This window comes from Streptomyces sp. D2-8 (assembly GCF_023184515.1).
Classification (GTDB): domain Bacteria; phylum Actinomycetota; class Actinomycetes; order Streptomycetales; family Streptomycetaceae; genus Streptomyces.
On sequence record NZ_JAAHBP010000020.1, the window covers coordinates 165942 to 186052 of the forward strand.

At 72.6% G+C, this 20111-nt stretch carries 24 protein-coding genes; 11 read left to right on the top strand and 13 right to left on the bottom strand.

Translation table 11 applies throughout. The features are described 5' to 3' along the window. Positions 1-7: 7 nt before the first annotated feature. A complete protein-coding gene (locus G3I77_RS30170) occupies positions 8-610 on the bottom strand; it encodes a DUF4291 domain-containing protein (protein WP_248508545.1) in 603 nt (200 codons plus the stop codon). Between the two features lie 96 nt (positions 611-706). Between G3I77_RS30170 and G3I77_RS30175 the strand changes: the two genes are divergently transcribed. Continuing rightward, positions 707-1177 (top strand): nuclear transport factor 2 family protein, encoded by a 471-nt coding sequence (locus G3I77_RS30175; protein WP_248508547.1) that lies wholly within the window; start codon positions 707-709, stop codon positions 1175-1177. Between the two features lie 130 nt (positions 1178-1307). Beyond that, complete coding sequence (gene lnt / locus G3I77_RS30180; protein WP_248508550.1) at positions 1308-2873, top strand: apolipoprotein N-acyltransferase; 1566 nt, start codon at positions 1308-1310, stop codon at positions 2871-2873. Here the strand turns inward: lnt and G3I77_RS30185 are convergent. Further along, positions 2797-3702, bottom strand: a complete 906-nt coding sequence (locus tag G3I77_RS30185; RefSeq protein ID WP_248508552.1) for a Gfo/Idh/MocA family protein — start codon at positions 3700-3702, stop codon at positions 2797-2799. The genes lnt and G3I77_RS30185 overlap by 77 nt on opposite strands. A 13-nt stretch (positions 3703-3715) precedes the next feature. After that, entirely contained in the window at positions 3716-4900 is a 1185-nt protein-coding gene (locus G3I77_RS30190; RefSeq protein ID WP_248508554.1) for an FAD-dependent monooxygenase, read from the bottom strand. 82 nt (positions 4901-4982) lie between these two features. On the opposite strand from G3I77_RS30190, the gene G3I77_RS30195 reads away from it, so the two are divergent. From G3I77_RS30195 to G3I77_RS30205, 3 genes are all read left to right on the top strand, one after another. Beyond that, positions 4983-5573 (top strand): TetR/AcrR family transcriptional regulator, encoded by a 591-nt coding sequence (locus G3I77_RS30195; protein ID WP_248508555.1) that lies wholly within the window; start codon positions 4983-4985, stop codon positions 5571-5573. 43 nt (positions 5574-5616) lie between these two features. After that, a complete protein-coding gene (locus G3I77_RS30200; RefSeq protein ID WP_248508556.1) occupies positions 5617-6129 on the top strand; it encodes a DinB family protein in 513 nt (170 codons plus the stop codon). A gap of 115 nt (positions 6130-6244) precedes the next feature. Then, complete coding sequence (locus tag G3I77_RS30205) at positions 6245-6763, top strand: hypothetical protein (RefSeq protein ID WP_248508557.1); 519 nt, start codon at positions 6245-6247, stop codon at positions 6761-6763. A gap of 9 nt (positions 6764-6772) precedes the next feature. On the opposite strand, the gene G3I77_RS30210 is transcribed toward G3I77_RS30205, so the two are convergent. The 5 genes from G3I77_RS30210 to fabG form a co-directional block, all read right to left on the bottom strand. Then, entirely contained in the window at positions 6773-7273 is a 501-nt protein-coding gene (locus G3I77_RS30210; RefSeq protein WP_248508558.1) for a hypothetical protein, read from the bottom strand. Between the two features lie 123 nt (positions 7274-7396). Continuing rightward, complete coding sequence (locus G3I77_RS30215; protein ID WP_248508559.1) at positions 7397-8080, bottom strand: uracil-DNA glycosylase; 684 nt, start codon at positions 8078-8080, stop codon at positions 7397-7399. A gap of 93 nt (positions 8081-8173) precedes the next feature. Further along, a complete protein-coding gene (locus tag G3I77_RS30220) occupies positions 8174-9760 on the bottom strand; it encodes an ABC transporter substrate-binding protein (RefSeq protein WP_248508560.1) in 1587 nt (528 codons plus the stop codon). Positions 9761-9960: 200 nt separating this feature from the next. Continuing rightward, a complete protein-coding gene (locus tag G3I77_RS30225; protein WP_248508562.1) occupies positions 9961-10719 on the bottom strand; it encodes an SDR family oxidoreductase in 759 nt (252 codons plus the stop codon). An 11-nt stretch (positions 10720-10730) separates the two neighbouring features. After that, positions 10731-11492, bottom strand: a complete 762-nt coding sequence (gene fabG / locus G3I77_RS30230) for a 3-oxoacyl-ACP reductase FabG (RefSeq protein WP_248508564.1) — start codon at positions 11490-11492, stop codon at positions 10731-10733. Between the two features lie 229 nt (positions 11493-11721). Here fabG and G3I77_RS30235 point away from each other — a divergent pair, with 229 nt between their 5' ends. Next, positions 11722-12186 carry an excalibur calcium-binding protein gene (locus G3I77_RS30235; protein WP_248508566.1) on the top strand — a complete coding sequence of 155 codons (465 nt, stop codon included), beginning with the start codon at positions 11722-11724 and terminating at the stop codon, positions 12184-12186. A gap of 19 nt (positions 12187-12205) precedes the next feature. Here G3I77_RS30235 and G3I77_RS30240 read toward each other — a convergent pair whose 3' ends face one another. After that, the gene (locus G3I77_RS30240; RefSeq protein ID WP_248508568.1) at positions 12206-12619 is read right to left on the bottom strand and encodes a DUF3037 domain-containing protein; all 414 of its coding nucleotides are present in this window, start codon (positions 12617-12619) and stop codon (positions 12206-12208) included. Next, positions 12616-13371 (bottom strand): HipA family kinase, encoded by a 756-nt coding sequence (locus tag G3I77_RS30245; protein ID WP_248508570.1) that lies wholly within the window; start codon positions 13369-13371, stop codon positions 12616-12618. Before G3I77_RS30245 ends, G3I77_RS30240 begins: the two co-directional genes overlap by 4 nt. Before the next feature lie 196 nt (positions 13372-13567). Here G3I77_RS30245 and G3I77_RS30250 point away from each other — a divergent pair, with 196 nt between their 5' ends. After that, the gene (locus G3I77_RS30250) at positions 13568-14056 is read left to right on the top strand and encodes a Rieske (2Fe-2S) protein (protein ID WP_248508572.1); all 489 of its coding nucleotides are present in this window, start codon (positions 13568-13570) and stop codon (positions 14054-14056) included. Here the strand turns inward: G3I77_RS30250 and G3I77_RS30255 are convergent. Continuing rightward, positions 14043-14693: a cysteine hydrolase gene (locus G3I77_RS30255; RefSeq protein WP_248508574.1), complete on the bottom strand. Its 651-nt coding sequence runs from the start codon at positions 14691-14693 to the stop codon at positions 14043-14045. The genes G3I77_RS30250 and G3I77_RS30255 overlap by 14 nt on opposite strands. Positions 14694-14825: 132 nt before the next feature. On the opposite strand from G3I77_RS30255, the gene G3I77_RS30260 reads away from it, so the two are divergent. After that, positions 14826-15296, top strand: coding sequence for a pyridoxamine 5'-phosphate oxidase family protein (locus G3I77_RS30260; protein WP_248508576.1), 471 nt, complete (start codon positions 14826-14828; stop codon positions 15294-15296). An 18-nt stretch (positions 15297-15314) separates the two neighbouring features. On the opposite strand, the gene G3I77_RS30265 is transcribed toward G3I77_RS30260, so the two are convergent. Further along, a complete protein-coding gene (locus tag G3I77_RS30265; RefSeq protein WP_248508578.1) occupies positions 15315-16217 on the bottom strand; it encodes a LysR family transcriptional regulator in 903 nt (300 codons plus the stop codon). A gap of 75 nt (positions 16218-16292) precedes the next feature. Between G3I77_RS30265 and G3I77_RS30270 the strand changes: the two genes are divergently transcribed. Then, positions 16293-17246: a DMT family transporter gene (locus G3I77_RS30270; protein WP_248508580.1), complete on the top strand. Its 954-nt coding sequence runs from the start codon at positions 16293-16295 to the stop codon at positions 17244-17246. Between the two features lie 170 nt (positions 17247-17416). Here the strand turns inward: G3I77_RS30270 and G3I77_RS30275 are convergent, their stop codons facing one another. Further along, the gene (locus G3I77_RS30275; protein ID WP_248508582.1) at positions 17417-18748 is read right to left on the bottom strand and encodes an aminotransferase class I/II-fold pyridoxal phosphate-dependent enzyme; all 1332 of its coding nucleotides are present in this window, start codon (positions 18746-18748) and stop codon (positions 17417-17419) included. A 35-nt stretch (positions 18749-18783) separates the two neighbouring features. Between G3I77_RS30275 and G3I77_RS30280 the strand changes: the two genes are divergently transcribed. After that, positions 18784-19470, top strand: a complete 687-nt coding sequence (locus G3I77_RS30280; RefSeq protein WP_248508584.1) for a pyridoxamine 5'-phosphate oxidase family protein — start codon at positions 18784-18786, stop codon at positions 19468-19470. After that, positions 19470-20102: an FMN-binding negative transcriptional regulator gene (locus G3I77_RS30285; protein ID WP_248508586.1), complete on the top strand. Its 633-nt coding sequence runs from the start codon at positions 19470-19472 to the stop codon at positions 20100-20102. Before G3I77_RS30280 ends, G3I77_RS30285 begins: the two co-directional genes overlap by 1 nt. Positions 20103-20111: the final 9 nt, after the last annotated feature.

Consider the following 20111-nt stretch of genomic DNA (forward strand, 5'->3'; position numbering starts at 1 on the left):
CACCCCTCTAGACGCGCAGCCGCGCCAGCACCTCGTCGTCGACTTCGAAGGGCCGCTCCTCGGGCAACAGCCCCGCGGCCGCCTCCAGTTGCCTCGCCCGCACCAGCCCGTGGATCTGGGTGGCGAGCGGCGTGACGTCCTCGATCCCCACGATCCACTCGTCCGCGTACCGCGCTGCGGCCTCCCCCGCGAGCCCCAGCTGAAGCGATCGGTGCGGCAGCGGGCTGAGATGCAGGTCCCGCTCCGGATCCCACTGCACCCGTGCGGGCGCCTGCCTCAACTGCCGCTTCCAGGCGGCCCGGTCGCCGTGCAGGGCGGGGACGTAGTGGGACAGGCAGGCGTTGCGCAGCGCCCAGAGGAAGCCCTCGCGGTCGACCTCGATCGCCAGGACCGTCTCCTGGCCCTCCTTGGTGCCCCAGCCGCAGCGGTACATCATCCACAGGAACGACGGCTTGATCCATGTCATGCGCTCCCGCTTCCAGGCGGCCGGGAAGCGGCCGTCGCGGGCGGCGGGGCCGCCGATCTCCGGGCGATAGGCCTGGTAAACGGTGATCGTGGACCCGCTGTGGCGGGCGCGCACCTGGAACTTCGGTTCGTGCTGATCCTTCACGCAGGACAGGCTGGGCCCCGGCGCCCCTCGGCGGCCACCGAATATCACACTCGCACGGCTCTTGGCCCGGCCCCGGCCATGCCCAACACTGGGCCGATGACGCAGCGCGTGGAGCTCGCTACCGTGAGAGACCGGCTGGCCGTCGACGGGCTGATCACCGACTACGCGGTGGCGGTCGACGACGGTGACTGGGAGGCCTACCGGGGACTGTTCGCCGCCCGGGGACGGGCGGACTACCGCTCGGCCGGCGGCATCGAGGGAGAGGCGCGGGCGGTCGCCGCGTGGCTCGCGGAGAGCCTGCGGCTGTTCCCGATGCGGCAGCATCTGATCGTCAACCGGCGGGTGCGCTTCGGGATCTGGGAGCAGGACACCGGCGACACCGCCGAGGTGCAGGCCGACTACGTCAATCCCATGGCCACCGCCGGGCCCGCTCCCGACTTCGTGTGCGGCGGCCGGTACGCCTTCGCGCTGCTGCGCACGGACGACGGCTGGCGGCTGAGCGAGGTGGTCGTACGGGAGAAGTGGCGGCGTCTTCCCGAGCCGCGGACGGCACCTGTGGTCAACTGACCCGGCGCCCTGTCCCAGGTCGTGCCCGCTCGGTCCCGTCGTCCGCACGCGGGGCAGGCGGGACTGTGCGGACACGGCCTGGATCGTCCGCAGGGCGCACACTGGAGGCACCGCGGGGTAGGAGGCGCCTATGAAGACGCTCGGCCACTGGCTCGCCTCCCCCTGGCGCCGCTCGGCAGCCGCGGTGGTCGTGGGCGCCCTCCCCGTCCTCGCCTTCCCCGCGCCGTCCCTGTGGTGGTGCGCCTACGTCGCCCTGGTCCCCTGGCTCCTGCTGCTGCGCACCGCGCCGAGCGGGAAGCGGGCCGCGTACGACGGCTGGTGGGGCGGCTTCGGCCTCATGCTGGCCATGCACCACTGGCTGCTGCCGAGCCTGCACGTGTTCACGTTCCTCCTCGCGGCGCTCATCGGCGCCCTGTGGGCCCCGTGGGGCTGGCTGGTGCGCCGTCTCCTCGGCGACCTCACCTCCCGTGGCCAGGTCGCGGTGGCGCTCCTGGTGCTGCCGTCGGGCTGGCTGGCCATCGAGCTGGTCCGCTCCTGGCAGGGGCTCGGCGGCCCCTGGGGCATGCTCGGCAGCAGCCAGTGGCAGGCGGAACACGCGCTGCGGCTCGCCTCGGTCGGCGGGGTCTGGCTGCTCAGCTACCTGCTCGTGGCCGTCAACGTCGCGGTCGCCGTGCTCGTCGCGGTCCGCCGGGCCCGGGTGCCCGCCGTGGCCGGTCTGGTCGCCACGGCCGCCGCCACCTCCGCCGCCTGGGCGTTCTCACCCCGCCCCGCCGTCGACGGCCAGGTCAGGGTCGCCGTCGTGCAGCCGGGCGTCGTCGACGGCCCGGACAGCCGGTTCGCCCGCGGGGAGCAGCTCACCCGCCGCCTCGCCGGCCAGGACGTCGACCTGATCGTCTGGGGCGAGAGCAGCGTCGGCTTCGACCTCGGGGACCGCCCCGACCTCGCCCGGCGGCTCGCGGACCTCTCCCGCACCACGGGCGCCGACATCCTGGTCAACGTGGACGCCCGGCGCTCCGACCAGCCCGGGATCTACAAGAGCTCGGTCCTGGTCGGGCCCGACGGCCAGACCGGTGAGCGCTACGACAAGATGCGGCTCGTGCCGTTCGGCGAGTACATCCCGGCCCGCTCCCTGCTCGGCTGGGCCACCTCCGTCGGCAAGGCCGCGGGCGAGGACCGCAGGCGCGGCTCGCAGCCGATCGTGATGAACGTCGGGGACGATCTGCGCGTCGGCCCGCTGGTGTGCTTCGAGACCGCCTTCCCCGACATGACCCGCCACCTCACCCGGGAGGGCGCGGACCTGCTGATCGGCCAGTCGTCGACCTCCTCGTTCCAGCACAGCTGGGCGCCCGCGCAGCACGCCTCACTCGCCGCGCTGCGCGCCGCAGAGACCGGTCGCCCCATGGTCCACTCGACCCTGACGGGCGTCTCCGCCGTCTACGCCCCGGGCGGACAGCGCATCGGATCGTGGCTCGGTACGGACGCCTCCGCCACGCAGATCTACGAAATCCCCCTCGCCCACGGCACCACGCCCTACGTCCGCCACGGCGACCGGACGGTGCACGCGGCGATGCTGATCCTCGCCGTGTGGGCCGCCGGCGAGGGCGTACGGACCCTGCGGCTCAGGCGGTCCGCTCCTGAACCGCACGCACCACCCGCTCGCACAGTTCATGGGTCTCCAACGCGTCCCGGGCGCTGAGCACCCTGCCCGCCCGGACCGCGTCGAGGAACGCGAGCACCGCCTGCTCGATTCCGCGCTGCCGGGCCACCGGCACCCAGTCCCCGCGCCGCCGCACGGTCGGCTGCCCCTTGTGATCGACGACCTCGGCGAGATTGACCACCTGCCGCTTGGTGTCCTGCCCGGACACCTCCAGGATCTCCTCGGCGGAGCCGCTGAGCCGGTTCATCACGCCGAGCGCGGTGAAGCCGTCCCCCGCGAGCTGGAGCACCAGGTGGTGCAGCAGCCCGTCCTGGACACGGGCGCGCACGGTCACGTCGTCGACCTCGCCGGGCACCAGGAACCGCAGGGTGTCGACGACGTGGATGAAGTCGTCGAGGATCATCGAGCGGGGCTCCTCCGGCAGCCCGATGCGGTTCTTCTGCATCAGGATCAGCTCGCGCGGATGGTCCGCGCACTGCGTGTAGCCGGGGGCGTAGCGCCGGTTGAAGCCGACCGCGAGGCTCACGTCCCGCTCCTCGGCGAGCGCCACCAGCCGGGCGGAGTCGTCGAGTTCGTAGGCGAGCGGCTTGTCGACGTACGTCGGTACGCCCGCCTCCAGCAGCCGCGTCACGATCTCCGGGTGCACGAGCGTGGGCGCGTGCACGAAGGCCGCGTCGAGGTCCGCCGCGAGCAGGGAGTCGAGGGTGGTGTGCCGCCGCTCCGGCGGGACGTGGAGGGCCTCGCCGACCCGGTCGAGCGTCGCGGGCGTACGGGTCTGCAGGTGCGGTTCGACTCCGGGCTGGAAGGCGAGGACCGGAAGGTAGGCCTTCTGCGCGATGTCGCCGAGTCCGATGCAGCCGACCTTCACGGGGTGATCTCCTCTAGCGGTTGCCTGCCGGGGTCTGCTCGGAGCATACGGCGTCCCCCTGCGGCGGCCGCCAGTCGGCGATGCTGTCGAACCCACGGAGGAACAGGGCGGGCCCGGCCTTCGACAGCGTGGCCATGGCGGTGTCGCGTAGGGCGATCCCGGCGCGGCTGCTCATGAGGTTGAGGCGGGCGACCTGCACGGCCCGGCGTGCGACGGCGGTCGTGCGGGGCAGCCGGGCGGCGGTGTAGGCGGGCAGGTCGTCGCAGTGGTGCGCGAGGACGATGGCGTCCTCGATGGCCTGGTTGCCGCCCTGGCCGAGGGTCGGGGGCATGGCGTGCGCGGCGTCGCCGAGCAGGGCGGCCCGGCCGTGGTGGTAGGCGGGCAGGGGTGTGGTGATGTGGTGGACGTCGTGGCGCAGGACGTCCTCGGGCCGAGCGGCGGCGAGCACGGCGGGGATCGGGTCGTGCCAGTCGCCGAAGCGGCTCAGCAGTTCGGCCCGCTCGTCGGGTGCGTGGCCGCCGGCGGGCGTGACTGCGGCGGCGTAGGCGTAGACGCGGCCGTCCTTGAGCGGGTGCGTGCCCCAGATGCGGCCCCTGCCCCAGGTCTCGTGCGAGGCGAACTCGGCGCCGGGAACGGGGATCACGACCCGCCAGGTGGTGAACCCGGAGTACACGGCGCCTGGGTGGGCGGGGAAGAGCGCGTGGCGTACGGCGGACCGGATACCGTCCGCCCCCACCACCAGGTCGGCCTCCAGCACTCCGTCGGCCGTCCTGACGCGGGCGGGCCGGTCGGTGTCACCGCTGTCGGCGAGGGTCGCGGCGGCGTCCGTGCGGACGGTGCCCGGTGGGAGCCGGGAGGCCAGGCTCGCGATGAGGGTGGCGCGGTGCAGGAGCACGAGCGGGCCGCCGAAGCGTTCGGCGGCGGCGTCGGCGGAGGTCCGCGAGAGCCACCGCCCGGACGGGGTCCGCAGCCCGCCGTCCCCGCTCCAGGCTGCGAGGTCGCGGATCTCGTCGCCGAGACCGATGACGTCGAGCGCGCGCAGGGAGTTGGGCGCGAGGGAGATCGCCGCGCCGACCGGCTCCAGCGAGCGGGCCCGCTCCAGCACGGTGACCCGCAGTCCGCGCCGGTGCAGGGCGACCGCCGCGGTCAGGCCTCCGATTCCGCCGCCGATCACGACGGCATGCCCGGACTGTGCCATGGCTCCTCCTCGACAGTGACTACACCTGTAGTGACACCGTCGACGTTACTACACCTGTAGTCGGAGGGGTAGCGTGAGGCCCATGTCCGAACGCACCGCCGGCCCCTCCCGCTCCGACCTCGTCGCCGACACCGCCCTCGCCCTGCTGGCCGAGCGCGGCATGCGCGGCCTCACACACCGGGCGGTCGACGAGGCGTCCGCACTCCCCCAGGGCTCCACGTCGAACCTCGCTCGGACCCGGCAGGCCCTGCTGGAGCTGGCCGTGCGGCGCCTGGCCGACCGCGAGGCCCGGGTGCTGGCCCTGCACGAGATGCCGGATCCGGCGGCCGGGGCCGGACCCCTCGCGGACGCGCTGGCCCTGGCGACCCACCGGGCCCTGACGAACAACCGCGCGCTCACACTCGCCCGCTACGAACTGGCCCTGGAGGCGACGCGCCGCCCGGAGCTGCGGGCCTACTTCGACGCCACGGGCGCCCGCTTCCGGGACCAGCTCACCGCCCTCGTCACCGGCATGGGCTCGACGGACCCGGCCCGGCACACCCTGTCGCTGATCGCCTGGGCGGACGGGCTGATGTTCAGCTGCGTGGCGGGGTCGTTCGGCGCCGACGTGCCGAGCCTGGAGGAGGTGCGGGCCGGGCTGCGGGAACTGCTGGAGGGGATGCTCGGGGGCTGAAAATCTCATGGTGCGGCAGGGGCGGCTCGGAAAGGATGCGTCCATGACGAACGAACGCGGCATGCCCGCCCCCACAGCCGACGAACGCACCATGCTGGAGGGCTGGCTGGACTTCCACCGGCGGACTCTCGCCTGGAAGTGCGAAGGCCTGAACGACGAGCAGCTCAGGTCCACGGCCGTCGAGCCCTCCACACTGTCCCTGATGGGGCTGGTGCGGCACATGGCGGACGTGGAGCGGAGCTGGTTCCGCCGGGTGCTGACGGGCGAGGACGCGGGGCCGATCTACTGGAGCGACGGGGACATCGACGGCGAGTTCCACCTCACCGCGGCGGATACCTGGCAGGAGGCGTACGCCACCTGGCAGGCCGAGATCGAGACGGCCCGGCGCAACGCGGCCCGCTTCGGCCTGGACGACATCACCGAGGGCAAGCAACGGCGCACCGGCGAGCGGTTCAACCTGCGGTGGCTCTACACCCACATGATCGAGGAGTACGCGCGGCACAACGGCCACGCCGACCTGATCCGCGAGCGGATCGACGGCGCGACCGGCGACTGACGACGTCACCCCCGTCACGCCGTCGCCCTCCGTACGGGGCGCGAGATCACCCGTGCGGGGCATCCTCCGCCTGTCCGCCGCCCCACCATGGGTTGGACGCACCAGAGTTGCGCGGGTGCATCGAACGACGACCACAGCGACGCTCCTGGTGACCGTGGCGGTCTCGGCCCTCTCCGGCTGTACGACAGTCCCGCATCCCCCCGCGCCGGGTCCCTCGGCGGCGCCGTCCCGACCGTCGGCGCCCCAGCCGGAGGGTGAGGCGGAGGCCCAGATCGTGCAGGCACCGGCCCGTGAGGCCCTGCAACTCATCGAAGAGGCGTCCCACCGCCCGGAGCCTGCCGTGTCGGCGTCCCGCCCGGCCACACCCCCGGCGGCCTCGCCGGAACGCGGGACGCCGCAGCCCGGCCGGCGCGACGTCCGCCCGCGTCCCGCCCGACCGGAACGCCCCGAGCCCGCTCCGCGCGGCCCCCGGCGGTCGCAGGCCGACCTTCCGGACGTCTCGGAGTCGGTACGGCAGAACGTCCGGAAGAGCGTCTCGAACAGCTCGGACGTGTGCGCGCTGGGCAGGCGCTACGGGGGATGGCGGGCGGACAGCCCGGAGGCGACGATCTGCCGCGATACGTACGGGCGTTGACCTGCCGTGTCAGGGCCGCTGCCGCGGCGGCGTCCAGGTCGCCGAGCCGCCCTCTCCCAGCCGGGACTCCAGCCGTCCGATGGCCGCCCACACGCCGTCGCCGTAGCTGTCGTCGGCGAGGGCGGTGGCGGCTTCCCGGGCCCACGACAGGTGCGTGAGCGCGGCATCGCGGCGACCGAGTCTGATGTAGTCGTCCGCCAGGTTCAGGTGCAGGGAGGGGTAGATCGCGATCACCGCGGTCACCGCGAGGACCTCCGCCCTGGCTTCCTCGGCCGCCGTCAACGCGCGCAGGTCCCAGGCCAGTTCGTCCGCCGGGTCGTCCTGGGTGTCGGCCAGGTAATGGGCGAGGGTGCAGCGGTGCAGCGGGTCGCCGTGCTCGCCGATCTCCGCCCACAGGCCGAGGAACCGGTGCCGGGCCTCCTCCCGGTCCCCCGCGTGGTGCAGCATGACGACCTGCCCGATCCGCGTCAGCACGGCATCCGGCGCCGCCTGCTCCTGTCGCTCCGCCACGACGCCCTCCGCGCACTCGCCGGCTGTTCCTGCCGACGCTAACCGCAGGCGGGGGCGATCCGGCTCAGGCGGCTCCGGACACCACCGGGCCCGTCACGGCACAGCCGTACGGGCCGGCCTGCCTCAGCCCAGGTTCGGAATCGTCCAGTCGATCGGCGTGTGGCCCTGCGCCGCGACCGCCTCGTTGATCTGCGTGAAGGGGCGCGAGCCGAAGAACTTCTTCGCCGACAGGGGCGAGGGGTGCGCGCCCTTGACCACGACATGCCGGGACTCGTCGATCAGCGGGAGCTTCTTCTGCGCGTAGTTGCCCCACAGCACGAAGACCGCCGGGTCGGGGCGCTCGGCCACGGCCCGGATCACGGCGTCGGTGAACTTCTCCCAGCCCCGGCCCTTGTGCGAGTTGGCCTCGCCGCCGCGGACCGTGAGCACCGCGTTGAGCAGCAGCACGCCCTGCTCGGCCCACGGCATCAGATAGCCGTTGTCCGGGATCGGGGTGCCCAGCTCCTGGTGCATCTCCTTGTAGATGTTGCGCAGGGAGGGCGGGACCCGCACACCCGGCCGGACCGAGAAGCACAGCCCGTGCCCCTGTCCCTCGCCGTGGTACGGGTCCTGACCGAGGATGAGGACCTTGACCTGCTCGTACGGCGTGGCGTCCAGCGCCGCGAAGACCTCCTCGCGCGGCGGGTGGACGGGACCCTTCGCCCGCTCCTCCTCGACGAACTCCGTCAGCTCCTTGAACCAGGGCTGCTGCAGCTCGTCGCCCAGAACCCCGCGCCAGGACTCGGGCAGCATGGCGATGTCGGTCACGTCAACGTCCTCACGATGTGCGGTCACTTCCAGGCCACAGAACCTACAGGCGACCACTGACAGCGTGCCCGGGAAAGCCCGCTGCCGGCCCGCCTACCAGGCGGTCTTGCGGTGCAGCTCCCACAACATCATGATCGTCGACGGGTCCAGGGCCCGCTCCGCGCCCGAGATGTCCCGGCTGGCCGCCACGTACTGCCGGCCCTGCCACAGCGGCAGCAGACGCGCGTCGTCGACGAGGATCCGCTGGGCCTCCTCGAACTCCTTCTCCACGTTTGCGCGGTCGCTCTCCCGGCGCGAGCGGGGCAGCAGGTCACCGGTGATCTTGGGCGCCGAGTAGGGCGTACCGAGGGCGTTCTGCTCGCCGACGAACGGCGCGATGAAGTTCTCCGCGTCCGGGAAGTCGGGGAACCAGCCACGCCCGAACACCGGGTATTCACCCTTCTGGTAGCCCTCGACGTACGTCTTCCAGGGGCGGCTCTTCAGGCTGATCGTGAACAGGCCGGAGGACTCGAGCTGGCGCTCCAGCTCCTTGAACTCCCCGGCGGTCTCGGAGCCGTAGCGGTCGCTCGTGTACCAGAAGGTGAGCGGGACGCGCTGGTTGATGCCGGCCTCGGTGAGGATCTTGCGGGCCTTGGCGACGTCGGGGTCGCCGTAGTCGTCGAAGAAGCCCGTGGTGTGGCCCGTGAGGCCCTTGGGGACCATGGAGTACAGCGGGTCGACGGTGTCCTTGTAGACCTTGTGGGCGATCGCCGCCCGGTCGACGACCTGGGCGATGGCCTGGCGCACGGCCTTCTTGTCCGCCCAGGGGTCCTTCGGGTTGAACACCAGGTAGTTGATGTCGGTGCCGGTGCCCTCGACGAGCTGGATGTCCTCGTCCTTGGAGGTCTTGCTCTGGAGCTCGACGACGTCACCGGCGGCCAGACCGCGGTAGGTCACGTCGATCTTCTCGTCCCGCAGGGCCTTCACCATGGCGTCGGAGTCCTGGAAGTACCGGACGGTCACGGCGTCGTTCCGGCGCTCCGCGAAGCCCTTGTAGGAGTTGTTGCGGACGAGGACGGCCTCCTTGCCGTCGGAGTACGAGTCGAGGGCGTACGGCCCGGAGCCGACCACGTCGCTGCCCTTGCGCAGGCTGTTCTCCGGGTAGGCCTCCGGGGACACGATCGACATGGCGGGAGTGGCCAGCACGAACGGGAACGTGGAGTCCGGCTTGTTGAGGTGGAAGATCACCTCACGGTCGTTCGGCGCCTGGACCCGCTCGAGGCTGCCCAGCAGACCGGCAGGGCCGCCGTTGACGTTGATCTTGCGGATCCGGTCGAACGAGTACTTCACGGCCCGGGCGTCGAGCGCGTCGCCGTTGGAGAACTTCAGGCCCTCGCGCAGCTCGCAGCGGTACACCTGGTTCGAGGAGTCGCTGAAGCCGCACTGCTCGGCGGCGTCCGGCTGGGGCGCGCTCGCGCCGGTCGGATAGCTCAAGAGCGTCTGATAGATGTTGCGGAACAGCTCCCAGGAGCTGTCCCACGACGCGGCAGGGTCGAGCGTGCTGGGCGCACTGGTGGTGCCCAGGACGATCGGTCCTTCGTCCTCCGGGGTGTCGGACGACAGCACGCCGCACCCGGCGAGCAGGGACGATATGGACGCGATGGCCGCCACCCGCCGCAGGCATCGATTCCGGTTGAACACGCGCACGCTCCTCGAGCTGCCATACCAAGGGTCGGCAGACCATACCGCAGTGCCGCGCCCGCTGACCCTCCCCGGTACATGACCTCTTGATCAATAAACCTTTGACGACGTTGTCATCGCCCTTTGCGGTGCCTTTTACGGCGGCACGGGCGCCGTTCGTGTCGAAGGGCGCCCGTGCCGATCCGCGTGCGAGGTCCCCGTCAGCCGGTTCCGGCGTTGAGGAAGATGCCGCCGTCCACGACGAGCGTCTGGCCGGTGACCCAGTCGGACTGCTCGGAGGTGAGGAACGCGGCCGCGCCCCCGATGTCGGAGGGCACACCGAGCCGGCCCAGCGGGTAGGCCGCGGCGGCTTCCTCCTCCCGGCCCTCGTACAGGGCCTGGGCGAACTTGGTCTTCACCACGGCCGGGGCGATCGCGTTGACCCGCACCTTGGGCGCGAACTCGTGCGCGAGCTGCACCGTCAGGTTGATCATCGCGGCCTTGCTGACGCCGTACGCGCCGATGAACGGCGAGGGCGAGAGGCCCGCGACGGAGGCGATGTTGACGATCGCGCCGCCGTTGTCCTTCTGCCAGGCGTGCCAGGTCCGCTGGGCGAAGCCGAGCGCCGAGACGACGTTGGTCTCGAAGACCTTGCGCGCGACGTTCAGGTCGAGGTCGGCGATCGGCCCGAACACCGGGTTCGTGCCGGCGTTGTTGATCAGGTAGTCGACGCGGCCGAAGGCCTCCATCGTGCGCTCGACGGCGACGGCCTGGTGGGCCTCGTCGTGCGCCTTGCCCGCCACGTAGACCGCGCGGTCGGCGCCGAGCTGCTCGACGGCCTCCTTGAGGGCGTCCTCGTTGCGGCCGGTGATGCACACGCGGTCGCCGCGCGCGACCAGGGCCTCGGCGACGCCGTAGCCGATGCCGCGGCTGGCGCCCGTGACGAGGGCGACCTTGCCGGAGAGTTCCACGGAAGTCATGTCTGTGTCCTCTAGTCGAGCGGTCCGCCGGCCACGTACAGCACCTGGCCGGAGACGAATCCGGCCGCCTCGCCGGTGAAGAAGGCGATGGCGTTGGCGATGTCCTCCGGCTCGCCGACCCGGGCCACCGGGATCTGGGTGGCGGCGGCGGCCTTGAAGTCCTCGAAGCCCATGCCGACGCGGTCGGCGGTGGCCTTGGTCATCTCGGTGGCGATGAACCCGGGGGCGACGGAGTTGGCGGTGACGCCGAACTTGCCGAGCTCCTTGGCGAGGGTCTTGGTGAAGCCCTGCAGGCCCGCCTTGGCCGCCGAGTAGTTCACCTGACCGCGGTTGCCGAGCGCGGACGACGACGACAGGTTGACGATCCGGCCGAAGCCCGCGTCCACCATGTGCTTCTGGCAGGCCTTGGACATCAGGAAGGCGCCGCGCAGGTGCACGTTCATGACGGTGTCCCAGTCGGAGACGCTCATCTTGAACAGCAGGTTGTCGCGCAGCACGCCCGCGTTGTTGACCAGGATCGTCGGCGCGCCGAGCTCCTCGGCGATCCGGGCGACGGCCGCCTCGACCTGTGCCTCGTCCGAGACGTCGCACCCGATCGCGACGGCCTTGCCGCCCGCGGCGGTGATCTTCTCGACGGTGTCCTTGCAGGCCGCCTCGTCGAGGTCGAGCACGGCGACCGCGCGGCCCTCGGCGGCCAGTCGTACGGCGGTGGCGGCACCGATGCCGCGCGCGGCACCGGTCACGACGGCAACCCGCTGCTCAGTGGTGGACATGACTGCTACTCCTCAGGTGAGCGACCGCTTAGTACCTTCAGTGGGAGTGACGCTAGAAGCCCTGGCACCCGGTGTCAACGGCCCGGGGCGGCATGTGATCCATTACCCGGGGCCACCTGCCCGGCAGCGTCCCCCGGGACACCCGATCGGCGTACGGCCGCGCGCCGGGGCACGGCTCGGCACCTAGCGTCGGAGCGCGAGCCACCCGTGACCGGAAGGGAGACGCTCCATGCGCCGTCGCATCGGTGCCATAGGCACGCTGTTCGCGATCGCCGCGATCGTGCCGCTGGCCGACCCCGCTCATGCCCGGCAGGACCTGGACTGCCGCGACTTCTCCTTCCAGGAGGACGCGCAGGCCGTCTTCGACGCGAATCCGAGCGATCCCAACAGACTCGACGAGGATCAGGGCCCGGACGACGGCATCGCGTGCGAGGCCCTGGCCCGCCGGGGCATCATCTCCCCCACCGCCTCCGCCAGTCCGTCCGCCGCCGTCACCACCACTCCCACCACCTCCGCCAGTCCCTCCGCCCCCGTCACCGCCGCTCCCACCGCCACCCCGTCCCGAGGCGTGCGGGGCGGACTCGGGGGCGCGGTGGCCTCGGGGCCGGGCGACTGGGAGATGGGGATCGGCCTGGCCTTCGCGGCGGGTGCCGCCCTCGCGGCCGGCTACGTCGTGAGGCGTCGCCGGCACTGACCGCCGGGCAAGGTGGCCGTCACCTCACCAGCAGGTCCAGCAAGCGCTCCGTCTCCGCCGCCGGGTCCGTGGTCAGGCCGGTGTGCACGGGGCCGGGCTGGACGATCGTGGAGCGGGGGGCGACGAGCCAGCGGAAGCGGCGGCCCGGGTCGTCGGATGCCGCCTGGCCGGCCGCGGGACCGCCCGCGCACAGTCCCTCCACGGCTCGCAGGGCGGCTCGGACCCCGGCCGCGTCGGCCCGGGGGTCGAGGGCCAGCAGGCGGGCCTCGTCGAGGTGGGTGCGGGCACCGACGTAGGACTTCGCGCGGCAGTAGACGAGGACCCCGGCGTTGATGCACTCGCCGCGTTCGACGCGTGGGACGACGCGCAGGACGGCGTACTCGTAGACGTGGCGGTCCCGGGGCCCGCCCTTGATGATGTGCCGGTCGTTCACTTGAGCCCCTGGATGCGGTCGTGGATGAGGGCGGCCCGTGCGAGCAACGGGCGCGCGTACGCCTGCCTCAGGTCGTCCGGCGTGGCGAAGCCGGGTTCGTCCAGGAGCCAGGCGTCCGGGATCTGCGCGGTGGCGTCGGCGAGGAGTTCCTCGGTGACCAGGGGCGCCAACTCGGCTGCGGCGGAGGCGACATCGGGTGCGAAGGAGGCCAGCGCGTGGTCGCAGGCGTCGTACGGGCGGGCGGCGGAGGCCTCCACGCCGGGCCAGTTGTGGTGCCAGATCATCGTCGCGCCGTGGTCGACGAGCCACAGCTCGTCCCGCCACCTCAGCAGGTTGGGGTTGCGCCAGGACCGGTCGACGTTGTTGATCAGCGCGTCGAACCAGACCACCCGGCCGGCCTCCTCGGGGCTCACCGGGAACGCGAGCGGGTCGAAGCCGAGCGCGCCGGAGAGGAAGTCCATGCCGAGGTTGGTGCCGCCGCTGGACCGCAGCAGGCTCTGCACCTGCTCGTCCGGTTCGCCCAGCCCCAGCTCCGGGTCGAGCTCGACGGTGACCAGGCGCGGCATCCGCAGCCCCAGCCGGCGGGCGAGTTCCCCGCAGACCACCTCGGCGACGAGCGTCTTGCGGCCCTGTCCCGCGCCGGTGAACTTCAGGACGTAGGTGCCGAGGTCGTCGGCCTCGACCAGGCCCGGCAGCGAACCGCCCTCGCGCAGGGGCGCGATGAAACGGGTCGCGATCACTTCCTTGAGCATCGCCCCAGGTTACTGACGCGCGCGGTGGCCGCGGCGACGGCCTCGCGGTGGCGGGCCGGAACCCGACAGCGAACCGACAGCTCCGCTTTACCCGTGTCCTTCCTCTAACCAGTCAGGATTTCGACATGGTCTGAACAGCCGGTCCGCAGGGGCCGTACCTCTCGGCAGATCACGAATCCCCGGAAGGAACGTCAGCATGACCAGCGAATCAGTTCAGCCGATGTCGGGACCGAGCCGCCGCACCGTCGTGGCGGCGGTTGGCGCGGCGGGGCTCACCGTGGCGCTGACGGCGTGCGGGTCGGAGGACAAGGCGTCCGACCCGTCCACCGAACAGGGCGCCGCCGGCGGCGGCGCGACGAACGAAGGGGGCGGCTCGTCCGCCGGAGCGGGAGCCGGTGGTGCGGCGCTCGCGAAGACCGCCGACATCCCCGAGGGCAGCGGCAAGATCTTCAAGGACGAGAAGGTGGTGGTCTCACAGCCGGCCGCGGGCGACTACAAGGCCTTCTCGACGATCTGCACCCACCAGAACTGTCCGATGGTGGACCTCAAGGACGATGTCATCTCCTGCGCCTGCCACGGCAGTCAGTTCTCCGTCCTCGACGGCAGCGTGAAGAAGGGGCCGGCGGTGAAGCCGCTGGCGGCGAAGCAGATCAGCGTGAACGGCGACTCCATCACGCTCGCCTGACCTCACGCGGACGCTCCAGGCACGCCAGCACCTCGTCCGTGGTCGCGACCGTGGCGACCAACGCGAGGGTGTGGCGGATCATCGCGGGGGTGTAGTCGGCGGGCACTCCCGCGATGGCGTCCGCCGGGACGACGACGGTGTAGCCGCGGTTCACGGCGTCGAACACGGCGTTGGGGACGGCCACGTTGGCCGAGACCCCGGTCACGATCAGCGTGCGGCAGCCGAGGTTGCGCAGCAGCGGATCGACGTCCGTGCCCTGCAAGGGCGACAGCCCGTGCAGACGCCGTACGACGAGGTCCTCCTCGGCGACCTCGATCGGGGTGGCCACCCGCACCGCCGGTGTGCCGGTCAGCTGCTGGACGGGCAGCCGTGCGGCGGCGCGGAACAAGCGGGCGTTGCGGTTGGCGCCGCGGCCGTCGGGGCGGCGCTCGGCGACGGCGTGGACGACCTGGACGCCGCCGTCGTGAGCGGCCGCCACCAGACGGGCGACGTTGGCGAGGGCACCGCCGGCGCGTGCCTCCTCGGCGAGTTCGGGCAGTGCGCTGTCCGCCCCGACGACGCCCTCCTGGCACTCGACGGTGAGCAGCACGGTGGTGCGCGGTTCGAGGAGTTCGCTGAGCGCTTCGTACGAGGGCATGTCTCCCCCTGTCACCGGCGGCCGGGCGGGCGAGCGTAGCGACCATTGCGCACGGACGGAAGAGCACTCATCCTTTTCTGACGTGATGTCAGAGGATCTCCTCTGGCACGACGTGGGAGAAAGAGGGGGCGCATGACCGTCACTCAGCAGCGCAGAGGCCGGAAGATCATGATGACGCCGGGTGAGCTGGACGAGTTCCTGATCACCCAGCGCACCTGCCGGGTCGCCACGGTGTCGGCCGGGGGCGCGCCGCACGTGAGCACGCTGTGGTTCGCCTGGGACGGCACCTCCATGTGGCTGTACTCGGTCGTGCGCAGCAAGCGGTGGACCGACCTGCGGCGCGACCCGCGGGTGGCGATCGTGGTCGACACCGGCGAGGAGTACGACGAGCTGCGCGGCGCCGAGCTGTCGGGCACGGTCGAGTTCGTGGGCGAGATCCCGCGCACCGGTGAGCTGCGGGCCGAACTCGACGTCCCGGAGACGCTGTTCGCGCGGAAGAACTTCGGCCTGGAGGAGATGCCGCACGACGGCAGGCACGCCTGGATCCGTCTGACGCCGCAGAAGATCGTCTCCTGGGACTTCCGCAAGCTGGCCGGGCAGTAGCCGCACTCACCCGGAACGTCAGCCGACGCTCTCCCCCGCCGCCCGCAGGGCCTTCACCGCCGCCCGGATCGACGGGCGGCGGTCCGCGTCCGCGCGCCAGACGACGTACACGTGCCGCCGGACCCGCTGCCTGAGGGGGACGGTCACGACCCCGGCGGGCACGGGGTGGCGGCCGAGCACCGGGGCGATGCACACCCCGAGGCCCGCGGCGACCAGCGCGAGCTGCGTGTGGTTCTCGGCGGCGCGGTGGCCGACGATCGGCTCGACGCCCATGGAGCGCAGCGTGAACATCAGCCACTCGTGGCAGAATTCGCCCTCGCCCCAGGTGATCCACTCGTCGTCGGCGAACTCGGCGAGATCCACCTCCGCGCGCTCCGCGAGCCGGTGGCCCACCGGCATGGCGACCTCGGCCGGGTCGTCCAGGATCGACGCCTTGACCAGGCCGTCGGGCAGCGCCATCGGCTTGTTGTACCAGTCGAGCACCACGGCGAGGTCGAGGTCGCCGCGCACGACTCCGGCGATGCCCTGCTCCGGTTCGAGCTCGCACGAGCGCAGCCGGAGCGCGGGGTGCCGCTCGCGCAGTGCGGCCAGCGCGTGGGGGAACAGCCCCCGTGCGGCCGTCGGGAAGGCCGACAGCCTGAGCTCGCCGACGACCTGCCCGCGCTGCGCCTCCAGGTCGGCCTGGGCCAGTTCCACCTGGGACAGGATGCGCGCGGCGTGCTCGGCGAGCAGCCGGCCCGCGTCGGTGAGCCGCACGCCCCGGCCGTTCTTGGCGAGGAGCTGCTGGCCGGCCTCCCGCTCCAGCTTGGCCAGTTGCTGCGAGACGGCGGAGGTCGTGATGTGCAGCCCCTCGGCCGCACCGCTGACCGAGCCGTGCCGGGCGAGGGCGTCGAGGGTGCGCAGGCGCTCCAGGTTCAACATGTAAGCAATGCTACGCAGTACCGGGTGCGAAATCTCGATTGTGCTACGAGGTTCTGCTGCCGCATCGTGACTGGCATGAGCACCGTCACCACCTCGCCAGGCCGGGTCACCATCACCCCGCCCGCACCGCCCGGCCACCGCCTCGACTGGCGTCTCCGGTTCGCCGCCCTGTCCTTGATCTGGGGCTTCAGCTTCCTCCTCATCAAGGTGGGCACCGGCGGGTACGCGCCGTTCCAGGTGACGCTCGGCCGGCTGGCGTTCGGCACGGCGGTGCTGGCCGCCGCGATGGCGGTGCGACGCGAGCGGCTGCCGCGCGGGGCGCGCACCTGGGGGCATCTGGCAGTGGCCGCGTTCCTGCTCAACGCCCTGCCGTTCTCCCTGTTCGCGTACGCTGAGCTGACCATCCCGTCCACCCTGGCGGGCATCTGCAACGCGACCTCGCCGCTGTGGGGCATGGCGTTGTCGCTGGTCGCCCTGTCGGAGGACCGCCCGACCCGGGTGCGGGTGGCGGGGCTCGGGCTGGGCTTCCTCGGGGTGCTCACGGTGCTGGGCGCCTGGCAGGGCTTCCACGGCCTGGACGCCACCGGGACGGCACTGGCCCTGCTCGCCTCCCTCAGCTATCCGATCGGCTGGATCTACGTCCGCCGCACCCTGGCCGGCACCGGCCACTCGCACCTGTCGATGACCGGCGCGCAGCTGCTCCTCGCGACGGTCCAACTGGCGGTCGTGACCCCGCTGTTCACGACCATGCCCACCCGCGTGTCCGTCGTGCCGCTGCTGGCGATCGCCGCCCTGGGCGCGCTGGGCACGGGCCTCGCGGTGCTCCTCCAGTACGGCCTGGTCGCGGAAGTCGGCCCGACGACCGCGCAGATGGTCACCTACATCGTCCCGGTCATCGCCACGGCCGCGGGCATCGCGCTCCTCGGCGAGGCGCTCACCTGGTCGACACCGGTCGGCGCGGCGATCGTGCTGACGGGGGCGGCGCTCACCCAGGTGCGACCGAAGCAGCGACCGGCGCCTCAGCCTTAGCCGCGCGGGGGCTCGAGGGCCGCGGCGGGTGCCCCGACCCCAGCCGAGCCGGCGCCGCCCGAAGGCCACGGCCGGTGCCTCACCCACAGCCAAGCCAGCGCCCGAAGGCCGCGACGACCGGTGCCGCAGCCGTAGCAGCTACGCCGGGCCCGAAGGCCGAGGCAGGTGTCTCAGTCATAGCTGCGTGCCGGGGCGGGCCCGAGGGCCGAGGCGATCGCGTCGGCCAGCGTGTCGATCTCGCCCCCGTCGAGCGTCGAGACGGTGACCCGGATGCCGGGCGGCGCGTTCAGCCGGAAGCGGGCGCCGGGGGCCACGGCCCAGCCGGCGTGCAGCAGCCGGGCGACGGCGCCGGTCTCGTCCGGCACGGGTACCCACACGTTCATGCCGCTGCGCCCGTGCGCCGCGACACCGCGCCGCTCCAGCGCCCCGATCAGCGCGTCCCGCCGCCGCCCGTACGACGCCGCCACCTCGGCCGTGTCCACCGCGCCGTCGGCCCACAGCCGCACCAGGGCCCGCTGCATCAGCCGGCTGACCCAGCCGGGTCCGAGCCGGTGCCGCCCGCGGACCCGGTCGACGGTGACGGCGTCCCCGGTGAGCAGGGCGAGACGCAGATCGGGGCCGTAGGCCTTGGCGGCCGAGCGTACGAAGGCCCAGTGCCGGGTGACTCCGGCCAGGGGATGCAGGGGCACGTCGACGATGCCGTGGCCGTGGTCGTCCTCGATCAGCAGGACCTCCGGGTACTCACCGAGCACGGCTCGCAGGGCACGCGCGCGTGGGGCGGTCACCGCGGCGCCGGTCGGGTTCTGCGCCCGGTCCGTGACGATCAGGGCCCGCGCCCCGGCCTCCAGCGCCCGGCGCACATCCTGCGCACGGGGCCCCTCGTCGTCGACGCCGACGGGTACCGTCCGCAGCCCGAGCGCGGGCACGAGGTCGAGGGTGCGGCCCCAGCCGGGGTCCTCGACGGCGACGGTGTCGCCGGGCTTGAGGTGGGCCGCCAGCACGCGTTCGACGCCGTCGAGGGCCCCGGAGACCACGGCGAGCGGCCCGTCCGGCACCCCGTCGGCGTCGAGTCCGGCCCGCGCGATCCGGGCCAGCTCCGGTTCCACGGGGGTGTCCCCGTAGAGCACGGGCGCCCGGTCGCCCTCGGCGGCGGCCGCCCCGAACGCGGCCGCGAGCGGCGGCAGCAGCGCCGGATCCGGATTGCCCTGCGCGACGTCCCGCACGCCCTCGGGGACGTCCACCCTGAAGTGCTCCCGCCCGGTCGTCGCGGGGGCGGGCCGCACCCGGCTGCCGCGCCGGCCCGCGGTCTCGATGACTCCGCGCTCGCGCAGGGTCCGGTACGCGGCCGCGACCGTGTTGGGGTTCACCCCCAGCCGCTCCGCCAACTCCCGCATGGGAGGCAGCAGTTGACCAGGCCGCAGCTCACCGTCCCCCACCGCCCGCTCGATGCTCGCGGAAATGTCCGCTGCGCGACGCCCACTGATCCGATACTCTCCTAGCACAAAGCCAATTATGCACTAGTGCAATGGAGAGCGCCATGCAGGGGACCGCGCAGACGCCGCCGCAGCCCGACACCGCCTACACCCCGACCGACCGCACCGTCCCCACCCGCTCACCCGACCGAGCCTCGTACGACAGGGAACTGGTGCACGCGATACTCGACGAGGCCTACGTCTGCCATCTCGGGTTCGTCCGCGAGGGGGCTCCGGTCGTGCTGCCCACGCTGTACGCCCGGGTCGGCGAGCGGCTGTACGTGCACGGCTCGACGGGCTCGCGTCCGCTGCGGGCGGCCGGTCAGGCCGACCCGGGCCTCCCGGTCTGCCTGACGGTCACGCACGTCGACGGTCTGGTCCTGGCCCGCTCGGCCTTCCACCACTCGATCAACTACCGCTCCGTGATGGTGCACGGCGTCGCCCACGACGTGACGGACCCCGAGGAGAAGCGTCAGGCCCTGGACGCGCTGGTCGACCACGTCGTGCCCGGCCGCTCCGCGGACTCGCGCCCCGCCGACAAGAAGGAGCTGGCCGCCACCGCCGTGATCCGCCTGGACCTGGACGAGGTCTCCGCGAAGCTGCGCACCGGCGGCGTGAACGACGAACCGGAGGACCTCGCCCTCCCCCACTGGGCCGGCGTCGTCCCGGTGCGGCGCGCCTACGGCACGCCCCTCCCCGACCCGGGCCTGGCCCCCGGCACCGAACTGCCCGGCTACCTCACGGCCCTGTGATGCTGATCCACCCCTGGGACGCGCCCCGCGACGACAGCGAATGGCAGCGGTGGCTGGCCGGCCGCGACTTCGGCCAGCTCGCCGTCAACGGCCTGCCGGGGGAACCGCCTCACGTCCAGCCCCTGCACTTCGCGTACGACGCCGGGCGGGGCGAGATGGTCACCCACCTCGCCCGTCCGAACCCGCTCTGGCCCGCGCTGGAGGCCCACCCGGACGTCCTGCTGAGCGTGGTCGACGACTACGTGTACGTGCCCGGCCCCTGGCAGGCCGCCCCGGACGGCCCGCCCGAGCACGGCACCCCGACCAGCTTCTACGCGGCCGTCCAGCTCCGCTGCCGCGCCCATGTCGTGGACGACCCGGCGGTGAAGGCCGCCCTTCTCAACCGCCAGGTCGACCACTTCCAGCCGCGGGGCGGCTCCGCACGGGCATCGGCGGGCGAGGCCCCGTACGGCAGGATACTCGCCGGCATCCGGGGCCTGCGCCTCGAAGTGACGGACGTACGAGCCAAGTTCAAGTACGCGAATCACAAGCCGGCCGAGGTCCGGGACCGGATCGCCGCAGGCCTCGCGGCCCGCGGCGGTCCGGGCGACTCGAGGGCACGCGACCACCTCCTGCGCAGACAGCAGGCGTAGGCCGAGAGG